This is a genomic window from Acetobacter senegalensis, from assembly GCF_001499615.1.
GTDB classification, from domain to species: Bacteria; Pseudomonadota; Alphaproteobacteria; order Acetobacterales; family Acetobacteraceae; genus Acetobacter; species Acetobacter senegalensis.
Window position 1 is genome coordinate 2,982,023 of the sequence record NZ_LN606600.1, and the last position, 12,508, is coordinate 2,994,530.

Sequence of the window (12,508 nt, forward strand, 5' to 3'; positions counted from 1 at the left end):
GTTACCTTCTCTTTTATGGAAACTGTCACGCGTGCATCTCTGGTAGAGCAGATCTATCAGCAGGTTGGGCTGTCCCGAAAAGAATCCGCTGTTCTTCTGGAAGATATTCTGGAAACGGTAATGGTAGCGCTTGAACAAGGTGAAAGCGTGAAAATTAGCGGCTTTGGCACTTTTTCTGTCAGACAGAAAGGCCAGCGCAGCGGGCGTAATCCCAAAACGGGTGAGGAAGTCCCAATTCTTCCACGTTCGGTTCTGGTCTTCCGCCCCAGCCAGCTTTTGCGGGCAGAAGTGAATCACGAATCTCTTGATGCAGGTGTGGATGACGATAATGACTGAAGGCACGTTTTCTTCACCGGAAGACTCGATTCCCACGCAGTCTGAAGAAGACACTTTCTCCCGGTCAGAAAAAGGGCCTCTGGCGTTCCGGACAATCAGTGAAGTGGCAGATGAACTGCACGTTCCGCAGCATGTGCTTCGCTTTTGGGAAACACGGTTCGAGCAGGTTCGTCCCCTCAAGCGCGGCGGGGGGCGTCGGTATTATCGTCCCGCAGATATTGAACTGCTGCGCTACATTGCAGATCTGCTTTACAGCAAAGGTTACACTGTAAAGGGCGTTCAGCGCCTTCTGCGCGAAGGGGCTCATACGGCGGCAGAGGCGGCGGACGTCCCGTCGACACAACCGACGCCTCCATCAGAAACGGTGCCCCCTGCTGCTGAAGAAGCGCCAGTGCTTCCAGCTTCCGCAGGCACAGACCTTTCGCAACAGGCTGAGCCAGTCTCTGTTGAGGTCGAGCTTGTCGAGGTCGTTGATGCTGTAGACGGTGGCGCAATAGCCGAAGAAGCTGAGGCCCCTGCCAGTGTGTCTGAACCCGAGAGGGATGAAACACCGCAGGATGTGATTGGCGTGGTCGAGACCAATGTGGATGATGCCGTTTCTGCTGAAGCTCTCCCTGCATTAGCTCCAGAGCCCATATCAGACGAGAGTGCCCCGCAGCTTGATGTTTCGGCTGTAGAAAGCTTGGAAGACGGTTCTGCTCAGGACCAGTCCGCTGGTGTGACGGAAGAAGATGTGGTGGCAGCGTTCGGTAATGAAGAGCCTGCCGCTGCTGAGCAGAGTGATGATGCAATAGACACTACAGAAGTCTTGTCTGAGCCGGATAAAACGTCCGTGCAAGGTGAGGGTCATAATGTTGTGCAACTGAAAAAGCAGAATACACGCTTGCGTAATGATCTGGCCGATATCCTGCTTGAACTGCAAGCATTGCGCAGTCGCCTTTCTGCATAAAAAACAGATCAGGTGGCTTGTGCGGATAGCACGAGGCTGCTAAAGACCTCACACCAAGCAAACGGGCAGTAGCGCAGTCTGGTAGCGCATCAGTCTGGGGGACTGGGGGTCGTGGGTTCGAATCCCGCCTGCCCGATATCTTGTTTGCTAAAGGTTTTTCTGAAAAATCAGATGCAATGATGGGTGTTCATTCTATGAGCACCCTTTTTTGTTTGTTGCGTAGGTTGGTTTTAAAAACCAGCCGTAAACATCAGATGCCGCTTTCCACTTCTGGAGGCGAGGGCTGTGTGCTCGTTGGCCCTATATCGGGCAGCCAGTTTCCAGTGAACTATTTGCCCAAAAGCCCTGACAGTCCTTCCGCTTCAGGGCTTGCTACTCCCTCTAAAATTAAGAGGGAGGCAGAGGTGCTTGCGACCGTTCGTTTCCGGCTGTCCAGCGTCGCCAGAGCAGGTCCAATGCAGCCATGGCTGCTGGACCAACAAAGAGCCCAAGTAATCCCCATGTTTCCGCTCCACCCAGAATACCGAGCAGGACCCACAGGAAGGGGAGTTTGGTGCTGCCGCCAATCAGAACCGGGCGCACAAAGTGGTCGGCCACAAAGATGATTACCGCACCGATGCAGAATGTGGCGATACCCGCGATGGAAGCTCCCTGAGCCAGGATCAGAAGAGATACCAAGCCCACGGCAACCATGGCGCAGAAGGGAATCATTGCGGCAACGCCGGTGATCACCCCAAACAGTGCCGGGTGAGGGGCGCCACAGAGAAAATAGACAATACCCATCAGCAGGCCTTCGGCCATGCCGACCAGCACCAGCCCCTGCACAGTGCCATGAATGGAGGCCACAATCTGACGGGCAATGGTTTCTCCACGCTTGCCAAAAGCCCGGCGGGAAGCCACCCGGCACTGCCGGATAACGGAAACGCCGTCTTTATAAAGAAAGAAAAGCGTGACAATGGAGAAGCAGAACAGAGTGCCTCTGTGCGCGATCTGTGAGCCGACGGCTTTGGTCAAAGCCATACCCTTACTATCCAACGCTCCGGTGAGGCCGGAAACGTCTTCCGGGTTGGCAAGATGAGCCTGCCACCAGGAGGTCAGCGTCTGGCTGCCAAAGGGCAGGCGGGAAATAGCCTCGGGCACAGGAACACCCGATTGCCGTGCTTTCTCCAGCCACGCCAGGGCACTTTGCGCTTCTCCCACAGCTTCCAGTGTAATGAGCATCATGGGGATGACAAAAATCAACGCCATGGCCGCAGTGAAGAGGAACGGTAACAAAATGCCCTTTGCGGCCTTAGGCCAGGCCATCCGTGCGCGTGTGTAAAGGGGCCAGGTTGCGACAGCAAACACGCATCCCCATGCCAGAGCGGGCAGAAAACCATGAATGGTGTAAAAAGCGATGGCCAGAATAAAAAACGCCAGAACAGCCCGTGCCACTTCCTGTCCTCGCCGAGACCGCTGACTGGGTTTGACAAGAACACAACGCGGCGGCCCGGAAAGAGAGGGCAGGTTGTGATGATCTGGCATGAAGGGCGCGTCTCCTCGTTTACCGAAAAAGCATGTTTGCGCCGGGCGGGTGATCCCGGCCCATAAGAATATGGGTATGCTCTGTCGCTTGAGTAACATAATTACTGCTTTTTGGTGGCATGCCACGCTGAATATTTTGGCTTTGCCTGTTTAACACCTCTATCTCTCTGCGGCAGGCTCCTCTTATAAGCGGCAATCATGCTCAAAAATTTTCTTACAGTTGGCGGCTGGACCATGCTCAGCCGTATTCTTGGTCTGGTGCGCGACCAGCTTCTGGCGGCCTTCATGGGGGCAGGTGCGTTACAGGATGCGTATCAGGTGGCGTTTCGCCTGCCCAATATGTTTCGGCGGCTGTTTGGGGAAGGCGCTTTTAACGCGGCCTTTGTACCGCTGTTTTCATCCGTTCTGACACAGGAAGGGGAAGAACAGGCCCGCACTTTTGCGCGGCGGGCTCTTGGCGTGATGCTGGCGTGGCTGATTTTTCTGTGCGTGGCGGGTGAACTGTTCATGCCGCAGGTTTTACGGCTGATTGCACCGGGTTTTTTGCAAACGGGCGACCGTTATGCCCTTGGTGTGAGCCTAAGCCGTATCACCTTTCCCTATCTGGTGCTGATCTGTGCTGCGGCACTTGTGGCCGGGGTGCTGAATGGCCTGCATAAGTTCAGTATGGCCGCGGCGGCTTATCTGGCCTTCAATGTGGTTGGTATTGCGGCCATCCTGTTTGTCTCGCCTTTCATGCCGAATGTGGCTTATGCGGCTGCGTGGGGTGTCACGGCGTCTGGCGTGGTGCAGTTGGGATTGTTGCTCTGGTCGTGTCATCGGGCCGGATTCGGGCTTATGCCGCTCTGGCCACAACTTACACCGCGTATCCGGCTGCTGGTGCGTCGTATGCTGCCGGGGTTGGTTGGAAGCGGGGTGGGGCAGATCAATCTGACAATTGATACCATCATTGCCACCTTGCTGCCTGCAGGCAGCGTTTCCTTGATGTATTTTGCAGACCGTATCAACCAGTTGCCCTTGGGCGTGCTGGGGGCGGCTGCTGGCACAACGCTTTTGCCGGTTCTTACACGCCATCTGGCTGCAGGAGAGCACGAGGCCGCGCGCGCCGCGCAAAACCGGTCAATCGAGTATGTGTTGCTACTGACACTCCCTGCCGTGGCGGGGTTATTGGTGCTGGCTGGCCCGATCATGATTGTCCTGTTTGGGCATGGCTCTTTTACGGAACATGATGCTCTTCTTTCAGCTCAGGCACTGCGCGCTTACGCCATTGGCTTGCCGGCATTTGTGATGGTGAAAGTTCTCTCTCCCGCTTTTTTTGCACGGGGGGATACCCGGACGCCCGTTTACGTAGGGATCAGCATTCTGGTCTTCAATTTCATTCTGAATCTGCTGTTCATGAAGCCTCTTCTTCATGTGGGGCCGCCCCTTGCCAGCAGTGTGGCAGCTTTTCTGAATGTGGCGTTTCTGACCCTCTTGCTGCGCCGCCGTCAGGCTTTGGAGTTGGAGCCAGCAACCGGGCGTAACATGGCACTGACAATTGGCGCGTCAGGATTGATGGCGGCTGGACTTCTGTGTGTTGAAGCTGTGATCGGTTTTCCCGCAGGTTTGTTTCTGCGCATGATCTGGCTTGGTATCATGATTGTACTGGGCGCAGTCTTCTACGGAATACTCCTGCATGCGTTTGGTATTATTGATGCAGCAAGCGTTCTGGCGCGTCTTCGGCGTCGTTTTGGTAAACGGAGCGTTTGAAGCAGCATCAGTATAGGAAAGAAAGAGCGTGACCGAGATTCTTCTGGCCCATCAGGTTGATCTGGCAACATGGCGGCGGGCCGCACGGCACCATGTGTTTGCCGGAACATCGCCAGAAGAGCTGACGTGGCGAGTGCAACCCTCAGCGCTGTTGTCCCAATCTCGGCCAGATGTGCAGGCCGCGTTTTCTGTCTCCGAGGAAGAAAAGCAGGAGCCTCTCAGGCTTTCCCGCCGTCTGGTGGAACAACTGGTGCTGGCAATCCAAGCACATGACCCGGAACGGTTTACTCTGCTCTATCGGCTTGTTTTTCGTGTCATGCATGAAGGGTTGGATCTGCGCACACATGCAAACGATCCGGATGTGCGACGGTTGGAAGCGCTTGCTGAGGCAGTGGTTGCTGAAACACACCGGTTTCGTGCAGATTTTGCCGCCTATTTCCGTCACGGCGGGCGGGGCGAGTGGGTCAGCCACCTCTCCAATTATATTGTTGAGGCTAATGCCTCCTATTGTCTGGCTCGTGTTGCAGAGCCGTGGTCCGTGCAAACGGGGTACAGGCGGATGCAGTGGGATGGACGGGCTCTTTCATTTGGTCCCGGCAGTGAAGAGAGGCTGCCTCTCTTATGGCAAAGAGACGGAGAGGGCGTGTGGCTGGGATATCCCAAAACAGTTTTGCCTCCCGCTGAAGAAGACATTGCGCAAGCCACCACGCTTGATCAACTGGGTAGTGAAGCCATGGACTGCCGTGCTTGCGCATTATGGCAGCCTGCAACGCGAACAGTATTTGGGGAAGGCCCAATAACGGCAAGGGTTATGCTGGTGGGCGAACAGCCCGGAGATCAGGAAGATCTTGCCGGGCACCCCTTTGTGGGCCCTGCAGGGCAAGTGCTTGACCGGGCTTTACAGGAGGCCGGAATTGAGCGCCCGGATGTGTATGTGACCAACGCGGTCAAGCATTTCCGGTTTTTATGGCGGGGTACACGGCGGCTCCATCAAAAACCTGAGCAGAGCTCAGTGGATGCGTGCCGACTCTGGCTGAACGCAGAACGACGGCTGATTCAGCCTGTGCTTGTTGTGATGATGGGCGTTACGGCCGCCCAAAGCCTGCTCAAGCGTCCTGTAACAATTTCACGGGAACGATCACGCATTTTTCCGCTGGAAGGCGGAAGCCACGGATTGGTAACAGTGCACCCGTCTTACCTGCTGCGTCTGCCGAATGAGGCAGATAAACAACGCGAGTATCAGCGTTTTCTGGAAGACTTGCAGCAGGTGAAACGCTTTATGGAAGAGGGCCGTCAGCAGCCGGTGTTTTAGACTTCACGCGCCTTATTGATGCGGGCGTGGAGTTCTTTCCCGGTTTTGAAAAAGGGAATGAACTTCTTGGAAACCTGAACCTGTTCCCCGGTTTTGGGGTTCCGGCCAATGCGCGGGTCTCGTTCCTTGATGGAAAATGCGCCGAATCCACGAAGCTCTACGCGGTTGTTATCGGCCAGACTTCTGGAGATGGCGCCAAAGACAGTATTGACGATCAGATTGATATCTTTGAGTTGAAGGTGAGGGTGTTTTCTCATGAGAGCAGCAATGAGCTCAGATTTCGTCATGCTTACCTTCCGGACTCATATGATCTGATACACTACTGAGCGGTGAACCCGGACATTTTTCAGAAGGGAACGCCACCCAGACCCAAAATGCGCAACCAAGGCCTTTAAACCAGATTGCGCATTTCAGATTTCACTATGGCGGTATTGTTCGTCAATACATAAAAAACCCCGTCAGCCCTCTGCAGAGGAACGCTCACGGGGTTCTGTGGTCAAATCAGGCTGATGCTTTCTTGGTGCGGCGACCGCGACCGTTTGCATCTTCCCCTTCTGGTGTTGCGTGAATTTTGCGGCCAAGGCCGATTTCACGGGCCAGCGTGGAACGGCGCTCTGCATAGTTCGGGGCAACCATGGGGTAATCAACCGGCAGGCCCCAGCGTTCACGGTACTGTTCAGGCGTCATGCCATAAGCGCTTTGCAGATGGCGTTTGAGCATTTTCAGCTTTTTGCCGTCTTCCAGACAGATGATGTAGTCGGGGAAAACAGAACGCTTCACCGGCACAGCAGGCTGAAGCTTTTCAGGTTCGCTAACCGGCTGATCCGCTGATTTCAGAGCCTGATAAACATCTTTTATCAGGGTCGGGATCGTTGCCGGGTCCGTTGCGTTGTTGGAGACATGGGCAGAAACAATTTCTGCAACCAGGTCGAGAATGATGGGGTAGCTCTGATTCTCAGTCATGGTGGATCCGTCTTTATTTTATCGGCTGATATGCAGTAACACATACTATCAGTATTCTTTTTTGTGAATAGAAAATATTCAAATGGGCCTGAATAAAGTGGTTTTTCTTTATCAAGGAGCAGATATGGGTGAAGGCAAAATATAAATAGCAAGTAAAATAAACGTTTTGTAATTTCTGTTTCTGATCAAGATGGAAACGGTCCAATGATGCACAGTTATTTTTTGCAACCCAAACCACCTGACTGACGTTGCTCTGGCGTTGCGCAGGTATTTTAAAGCAAGATAATTGACTTTCATCTGGGTGCTATTAAGGCAGGATGCTGGCTGTACGCCGTTTGTCTTGAAGTCAGCCAGAGGTAGTGCTGAACAGCTCTGATAATTTGTCAGAACATAAAACAAGGACCGTAGAAAATGGGGCAGGACGGTAAGACAGAAACAGGTATTGTGCCTGTCGTGTTGTCGGGCGGGACGGGGAGCCGTCTCTGGCCCATGTCTCGAGCCAGTTTTCCCAAGCAGCTCTGGGCATTACTGAGTGAACGCAGCATGTTGCAGGAAACTGTCCTGCGCGGCAGTTCCGCTGGTTTTGCGCCCCCTGTCATTGTTTGCAATGAGGAGCATCGTTTCCTGATTGCCGAGCAGTTGCGCGAAGTTATGGTTGAGAAACCAAGCATCCTTCTGGAGCCAGTCGGGCGCAATTCGGCTCCCGCTATTGCGGCTGCGGCCCTTCTGGTTGCGCAGACAAACCCGCAGGCCGTCCTATGGATGATGCCGGCGGATGCGGAAATCAAAAACCATCATGCCTTGCAAGCTGTTATGGAAAAGGCTGTTGATGCAGCCCGGATCGGAAGAATTGTCACATTCGGCATGACCCCCACGCGGCCCGAAACCGGGTATGGCTATATTGAAAAAGGCGAGCCGCTGCCGGGTGTGGATGGGGCTTTTGTTATCCGTTCATTTCGTGAAAAACCGACGGCTGATGTCGCTCGGGGTTTTGTGGAAGACGGCAATTACTTCTGGAACTCCGGCATGTTTGTCTTCCGCGCGGACGTGTTGCTGGAAGAAATGAACAAATATGCTCCCAAGGTTTTGGAGCATGTGAAGGCTGCTTTTGAAAAGCGCACGACGGATCTGGATTTTATCCGGCTTGATAAAGAGGCCTTTAGTCAGGCTCCGGATATTTCCCTGGACTATGCGATTGCTGAAAAGACCGATGTTTCAGCCGTTATCCCGGCAGATCTGGGATGGTCAGACGTTGGAAGCTGGGATGCCCTGTGGGATATCAGTAACAAGGATGCGGACAACAACGTACTGATTGGGGACGTTCTGACGGAGGGAGCTCACGGGTGCTATGTTCGCTCGGAAGGGATGCTGACGGCGGTTTCCGGTCTGGATGATGTTGTTGTGGTGGTGACCTCTGATGCCGTGCTGGTGACGCACAAAAATCAGGCTCAGGATGTCAAGAAACTGGTGGAACAGTTGAAGCGGGAAGGGCGATCAGAAGCCTTTACGCACCAGAGATGTTACCGGCCCTGGGGGTTTTATGAAGGGTTGATCTGCAATGACCGCTTTCAGGTCAAGCGCATTGTGGTGAACCCCGGTGGCAAGCTTTCCTTGCAGAAGCATTTCCATCGGTCTGAACACTGGGTGGTTGTGGCTGGGGTGGCTGTGGTGACCAGGGATGACGAGCAACTTTTGCTGCGTGAAAACGAGAGCGTGTATTTGCCTCAGGGCTGCACGCATCGACTGGAAAATCCCGGAAAAATTCCTCTGACGCTGATTGAAGTGCAATCAGGCGCTTATTTGGGGGAAGATGATATTATTCGTATTGAAGACAGTTATAATAGAAATTGATAAATAAAGATGGCGATAACAAAAAAGCTCCCCCGAAGGGGAGCTTTTTTGGAAGGGAAAAACAGCAGATAATCTGCTTTTAGCGGATTCCCAGTTCGCTCATCAGGAAGTCGCGGAATACGGCTACGCGCTTGGAGCTGCGCAGTTCTTCCGGATAAACAAAATAGGCATCCACCGTAGGCGTGGGAACTTCAGGAAGAATCTGAACCAGATCCGGAAATTCCTTGGCTGCGTAAGTGGGAATGGAGCCTATACCCAGGCCGGATGCAATGGCGGATGCCATGGCGGCCATGCTGTTGACTTCCAGCCGGGCCTGCTGTTTGGCGCCATTATGGCGAACCGCTTCAGCCAGCCAGTTGATATGCGCCACCGGCGGATGATGCTCTCCGAAAAGAACAAGCTGATGTGCGTTGATATCGTCTAGCGATTTGGGCGTGCCGTACTTTTCTATGTAAAGCGGCGCCGCAAAAATGGGCAGATGGAAATCGGCCAGATGCCGCTGAATGAGGTCAGGCTGGCGTGGAGCGTGCATGCGCACTGCCACATCGGCTTCTCTCATGCCAAGATCAAGATCGTTATCTTCCAAAATCAGACAGATATCGATATCGGGATTGGCGGACATAAACTTGTGCAGTCGTGGCATAAGCCAGCAATTGCCAAAGCCTGTAGTGGTTGTAACCCGTAGCCGACCGGCTGCCTTTTCCTTGCTTTCGGTTAAAAGCGTTTGGGTCATTTCAAGTTTTGAAAAGACTTCGCGCACCGTCTTATGCAGCGTCTCGCCCTGTTCGGTGAGGATCAGTCCTCGGGCGTGGCGATGAAAAAGAGGAACCTGAAGAACATCCTCCAGAGCCGAAATCTGCCGTGAAACAGCAGATTGGCTCAGATTCAGGACATCCCCAGCGTGGGTAAAGGAACCCGCTTCGGCTACAGCATGGAAAACCCGGAGTTTGTCCCAGTCCACGCATGCCTCCTGCAATATTGAATAAAGTGATTAACGGCATGAATTCATGCCATTCGTTTATTACGTGCAGTAATTGTCAGGCGTGGTCAAGGGACCTGCTGTAATTAGTGCTGTATTTCAGCCAGATAGCGCTCGGCATCCAGCGCCGCCATGCAGCCGCTTCCCGCTGCCGTTACCGCCTGACGATAGATCTTGTCCTGTACGTCGCCTGCGGCAAATACGCCGGGAACGGACGTGCGGGTCGAGCCGGGAGTGGTCAGAATATAGCCTTCGTCATCCAGTGAAAGCTGGTTTGCGAAAATGCCCGTGTTGGGAGAATGCCCAATAGCGATGAAAACACCATCCGTAGGATAAACGGTTGTTGTGTTGTCCTGTGTGTTGCGGAGCTTGATGCCCGAGACAACGGCTGGCGTACCATCGGCCAGAATATCTTCCACAACACTGTTCCAGACAATGGTGGTTTTGGGATTAGCAAAAAAACGGTCTTGCAGGATTTTTTCAGCCCGCAGCGTATCGCGCCGGTGCACAAGAGTAACGTGTGCGGCGTGGTGCGTCAGATACAGGGCTTCTTCAACAGCAGTATTACCGCCCCCCACAACCACAACGTTCTTGCCCCGGTAGAAAAAGCCATCGCATGTTGCGCAGGCGGAAACACCAGCGCCCTGAAGCTGCTTTTCGCTGGGCAGGCCCAGCCATTTTGCCTGTGCTCCGGTCGCGATGATGACGGATTTTGCAACGTACTGCGTGCCCGAATCTCCCACCATCCGGAAAGGAGAGCCCGCTTTGAAATCCACGGATGTAATAATGTCATGCTGGATGCGCGCGCCAACATTTTCGGCCTGCGCCGCCATCTGTTCCATCAGCCATGGGCCCTGCACAGCTTCTGCAAAGCCCGGATAGTTTTCAACGTCCGTTGTGATCATAAGCTGCCCCCCCGGCTGAAGGCCCGCCACAAGAACCGGCTTGAGGTTGGCGCGCGCCGCGTAAATGGCGGCGGTATAGCCAGCGGGGCCAGCGCCAATAACCAGCAGGTCAGTTGTAATGGTTTCAGTCATTGTCAGGCAGGCCTTCCCGGTAGATGTCAGTGTGAAAGAGCGCGTGGCACGCACCGTCTATTCCTGCTTGCGATATGGCGGGAGCCTTCCATTTGAGCAAGAGGCGTAAGTGGTTTGCGAGCCATGCAGACGCATGGCATATACGGAGCAAGATGTTCAGGAAAAAAGGCTACAGCGTGAAATGGAACAGATAAGGTGACAGAACTTGACGCTGTTGACCTACGTATTGTGGCGGAACTGCAAGACGATGGCCGGATGACCAATGTGGAGCTGGCGCGCCGGGTTGGGATCTCCGCTCCGCCGTGTTTGCGGCGCGTGCGGCGGCTTGAGGAACTGGGGGTAATCCGGGGGTATCATGCTGAACCGGATGCCGGGATGCTGGGTTGGCCGATTACATTTTTTGCCCTGATCGGTCTGGATAGCCAGAAAGAGGCTATTCTGTCCGCCTTTGAGCAGGATCTGGCACAGTGGCCAGAAGTGCGCGAATGTCACATGATTCGGGGCGGAGGGGACTTTCTCGTGCGTCTGATCGCACGGGATGCCGCTCACGAAAACCAACTGACTCGGCGTTTGACCGAAGGGCCGCATGTTATCCGGGTGCAGACCTTGCAGACCATCCGCACCAGTCTTGAGAGAACCGGGGTGCCACTGTCTGCCGGGGTGGAGGGGAACAGTCCGTGATGTCAGACGCTGCGGCGTCGCCCGGTGCGGTGTGTGGCGGTCCCGACATCAGTGTCATCATTCCCTGCTATAACGAGGTCAGGAATATTGCCCCACTGGTGGCAGCTCTTGATCGCGCACTGGCGGGACGCCGCTGGGAAGTGGTGTTTGTTGATGACAATTCGCCTGATGGCACCACGCATGCCGTCAGGCAGCTTGCCCAGAAGGACGCGCGCGTACGTGGATTATGCCGGGTAGGCCGGCGCGGTCTTTCTTCTGCGGTGATTGAAGGCGCATTGTCGTCCTCGGCTCAGATTATCGCCGTGATGGACGGAGACCTTCAGCACGACGATACGCGTCTTGGTGCATTGATTGACGCCGTGCAAAGCAGTGGCTGTGATGTTGCGGTTGGGAGCCGCCATGTTGAAGGCGGCAGCAATGCCGGCCTTGCGAACGCATGGCGCCACGCTTTGTCTGATGGCGGTATAAAGCTGGCGCAGATGGTGTTGCCTGTCAGGCTGAGCGACCCCATGAGCGGCTTCTTTGCCCTGCGGCAGGATGTGTTTGAGGCTGTAGCCCCCCGTCTTTCCGGAACCGGGTTCAAGATTCTGCTGGATATTCTACTTTCCTCTCCAAAACCTTTGCGTGTGCGGGAAGTCCCCTGTGGCTTCCGCGCCCGTGTGGCGGGAGAAAGCAAGCTGGATGCTCTCGTGATGCTCCAGTTTCTGGCGTTAATGCTGGACAAGCTTTGCCGTGGCTGGTTGCCCCTCCGTTTTGTTGCCTTCTGTCTGGTTGGTTCTATTGGGGTGGGCGTTAATCTGGCTGTCATGCAGAGTATTCGCAGCATGGGGGGGGATTTTCCTGTAGCGCAGGGCGGAGGGACGGTTGTCGCCATGATCCTCAATTTTGTGCTCGATAATAATATTACCTATCGGGACAAACGCCTGCGGGGGATGCGCTTTATGGGCGGTCTTCTGGCCTTTATGCTGGTGTGTTCAATAGGTGCGGTAGCTAATGTGGGCGTGGCACAAATGCTGTTTCAGGCTCATGAAGGGCTGACACAGGCCAGTGTGGCAGGGGCAATTCTGGCAGTGGTGTGGAATTACGCGGTTTCCTCCACTCTTATCTGGCGCGTATGAGCGACCCCA

The 12,508-nt window shown here is 54.5% G+C and carries 12 protein-coding genes and 1 tRNA gene; 8 read left to right on the plus strand and 5 right to left on the minus strand.

Translation table 11 applies throughout. The annotated features are described in order from the left end of the window. The first annotated feature begins 15 nt into the window (after positions 1-15). From ASN_RS13900 to ASN_RS13910, 3 genes are all read left to right on the plus strand, one after another. The gene (locus ASN_RS13900; RefSeq protein ID WP_006557513.1) at positions 16-336 is read left to right on the plus strand and encodes an integration host factor subunit alpha; all 321 of its coding nucleotides are present in this window, start codon (positions 16-18) and stop codon (positions 334-336) included. Beyond that, positions 329-1,285: a MerR family transcriptional regulator gene (locus tag ASN_RS20285; RefSeq protein ID WP_082666697.1), complete on the plus strand. Its 957-nt coding sequence runs from the start codon at positions 329-331 to the stop codon at positions 1,283-1,285. Before ASN_RS13900 ends, ASN_RS20285 begins: the two co-directional genes overlap by 8 nt. Before the next feature lie 62 nt (positions 1,286-1,347). After that, a tRNA-Pro gene (locus ASN_RS13910) sits at positions 1,348-1,421 on the plus strand. A 251-nt stretch (positions 1,422-1,672) separates the two neighbouring features. Here the strand turns inward: ASN_RS13910 and ASN_RS13915 are convergent. Continuing rightward, positions 1,673-2,809, minus strand: a complete 1,137-nt coding sequence (locus ASN_RS13915) for an AI-2E family transporter (protein ID WP_006557511.1) — start codon at positions 2,807-2,809, stop codon at positions 1,673-1,675. Positions 2,810-3,007: 198 nt separating this feature from the next. Here ASN_RS13915 and murJ point away from each other — a divergent pair, with 198 nt between their 5' ends. After that, positions 3,008-4,558, plus strand: coding sequence for a murein biosynthesis integral membrane protein MurJ (gene murJ, locus ASN_RS13920; protein WP_058988525.1), 1,551 nt, complete (start codon positions 3,008-3,010; stop codon positions 4,556-4,558). A gap of 28 nt (positions 4,559-4,586) precedes the next feature. Next, complete coding sequence (locus ASN_RS13925) at positions 4,587-5,870, plus strand: UdgX family uracil-DNA binding protein (protein ID WP_058988526.1); 1,284 nt, start codon at positions 4,587-4,589, stop codon at positions 5,868-5,870. On the opposite strand, the gene ASN_RS13930 is transcribed toward ASN_RS13925, so the two are convergent. Both ASN_RS13930 and ASN_RS13935 read right to left on the minus strand, forming a co-directional pair. Then, entirely contained in the window at positions 5,867-6,157 is a 291-nt protein-coding gene (locus ASN_RS13930; protein ID WP_039903402.1) for an integration host factor subunit beta, read from the minus strand. The two genes, ASN_RS13925 and ASN_RS13930, sit on opposite strands and share 4 nt — an antisense overlap. A gap of 214 nt (positions 6,158-6,371) precedes the next feature. Next, positions 6,372-6,833, minus strand: a complete 462-nt coding sequence (locus ASN_RS13935) for a Ros/MucR family transcriptional regulator (RefSeq protein ID WP_006557507.1) — start codon at positions 6,831-6,833, stop codon at positions 6,372-6,374. Between the two features lie 411 nt (positions 6,834-7,244). On the opposite strand from ASN_RS13935, the gene ASN_RS13940 reads away from it, so the two are divergent. After that, complete coding sequence (locus ASN_RS13940; RefSeq protein WP_006557505.1) at positions 7,245-8,684, plus strand: mannose-1-phosphate guanylyltransferase/mannose-6-phosphate isomerase; 1,440 nt, start codon at positions 7,245-7,247, stop codon at positions 8,682-8,684. A gap of 79 nt (positions 8,685-8,763) precedes the next feature. Here the strand turns inward: ASN_RS13940 and ASN_RS13945 are convergent, their stop codons facing one another. Together ASN_RS13945 and trxB are read right to left on the minus strand one after the other, a co-directional pair. Continuing rightward, complete coding sequence (locus ASN_RS13945) at positions 8,764-9,645, minus strand: LysR family transcriptional regulator (RefSeq protein ID WP_006557504.1); 882 nt, start codon at positions 9,643-9,645, stop codon at positions 8,764-8,766. Between the two features lie 104 nt (positions 9,646-9,749). Then, positions 9,750-10,700 carry a thioredoxin-disulfide reductase gene (gene trxB, locus ASN_RS13950; RefSeq protein WP_058989350.1) on the minus strand — a complete coding sequence of 317 codons (951 nt, stop codon included), beginning with the start codon at positions 10,698-10,700 and terminating at the stop codon, positions 9,750-9,752. A gap of 255 nt (positions 10,701-10,955) precedes the next feature. Between trxB and ASN_RS13955 the strand changes: the two genes are divergently transcribed. Beyond that, positions 10,956-11,381: an Lrp/AsnC family transcriptional regulator gene (locus ASN_RS13955; protein WP_264372216.1), complete on the plus strand. Its 426-nt coding sequence runs from the start codon at positions 10,956-10,958 to the stop codon at positions 11,379-11,381. Continuing rightward, a complete protein-coding gene (locus tag ASN_RS13960; RefSeq protein WP_058988527.1) occupies positions 11,381-12,499 on the plus strand; it encodes a glycosyltransferase in 1,119 nt (372 codons plus the stop codon). The genes ASN_RS13955 and ASN_RS13960 overlap by 1 nt, the downstream gene beginning before the upstream one ends. The last annotated feature ends 9 nt before the right edge of the window (positions 12,500-12,508 follow it).

Excerpts from the sequence above, each read along its gene's own strand:
- ASN_RS13900 (WP_006557513.1), top strand. The coding sequence starts at position 16 with ATGGAAACTGTCACGCGTGCATCTCTGGTAGAGCAGATCTATCAGCAG.
- ASN_RS13940 (WP_006557505.1), top strand. The coding sequence starts at position 7,245 with ATGGGGCAGGACGGTAAGACAGAAACAGGTATTGTGCCTGTCGTGTTG.
- trxB (WP_058989350.1), bottom strand. The coding sequence starts at position 10,700 with ATGACTGAAACCATTACAACTGACCTGCTGGTTATTGGCGCTGGCCCC.
- murJ (WP_058988525.1), top strand. The coding sequence starts at position 3,008 with ATGCTCAAAAATTTTCTTACAGTTGGCGGCTGGACCATGCTCAGCCGT.
- ASN_RS13915 (WP_006557511.1), bottom strand. The coding sequence starts at position 2,809 with ATGCCAGATCATCACAACCTGCCCTCTCTTTCCGGGCCGCCGCGTTGT.
- ASN_RS13955 (WP_264372216.1), top strand. The coding sequence starts at position 10,956 with ATGACCAATGTGGAGCTGGCGCGCCGGGTTGGGATCTCCGCTCCGCCG.
- ASN_RS20285 (WP_082666697.1), top strand. The coding sequence starts at position 329 with ATGACTGAAGGCACGTTTTCTTCACCGGAAGACTCGATTCCCACGCAG.
- ASN_RS13930 (WP_039903402.1), bottom strand. The coding sequence starts at position 6,157 with ATGACGAAATCTGAGCTCATTGCTGCTCTCATGAGAAAACACCCTCAC.
- ASN_RS13935 (WP_006557507.1), bottom strand. The coding sequence starts at position 6,833 with ATGACTGAGAATCAGAGCTACCCCATCATTCTCGACCTGGTTGCAGAA.
- ASN_RS13960 (WP_058988527.1), top strand. The coding sequence starts at position 11,381 with ATGTCAGACGCTGCGGCGTCGCCCGGTGCGGTGTGTGGCGGTCCCGAC.